Below are 591 nucleotides of genomic sequence, written 5' to 3'. Positions count from 1 at the left end.
AGAAGGGTGGTGTGTCGGGGTCGGGTGCGGGGGTGTCGGCGCGGGGTGGTGGTGGGGTGGTGTTGGCGGCGCGTTCGGCGGCGAGGCGGCGGGCGCGGCGTAGCCAGTGGGTGGCCTGGGGTCGGGGGTCGAGCCAGGGTTGGCGGGTCGGGGTGTGCTCGGGTTCGGGTTCGGGTGGGCGGTGGCGCCAGCGGGCCAGGGGGCCGGTGGGTGTGGTGGTCAGGGTGTGGCCGGTGTCGGTGGTGACGGTCAGGGTGCCGTCGGGGGCCAGGTGGTAGTGCCAGCCGTGGAAGGTTTTGAAGCGGTGGTGTTGTCGGCACAGGCAGACGAGGTTGGCTTCGGTGGTGGGGCCGCCGGTGGTGGGGTCGGTGTGGTTGAAGGGGCGGCAGTGGTCGATGTCGCAGTCGTCGGCGGGTACGGAGCAGCCGGGGTGGCGGCAGGTGCCGTCGCGTAGGCGTATGCGGTGGGCGAGTTCGGCGCTGATGCGGTAGCGGCGGGCCCCGGTGGGGGTGTCGGCGGTGCCGGGGTCGGTGCGGGGCACGGTGAGGGTGGCGCCGACGCTGCGGGCGAGTAGTTCGATGAGGGCTTCGA

Annotated in this window: 1 pseudogene; it reads right to left on the bottom strand. The window is 73.6% G+C overall.

Going from position 1 to position 591, the window contains the following annotated elements:
- Nucleotides 1–591 (bottom strand): annotated as a pseudogene (locus RWK90_RS17265) (HNH endonuclease signature motif containing protein); the annotation flags it as partial.

The sequence above is a fragment of the Dietzia sp. CH92 genome, from assembly GCF_032248695.1.
GTDB lineage: Bacteria > Actinomycetota > Actinomycetes > Mycobacteriales > Mycobacteriaceae > Dietzia.
This window is presented reverse-complemented; position numbering and strand designations above follow the sequence as displayed.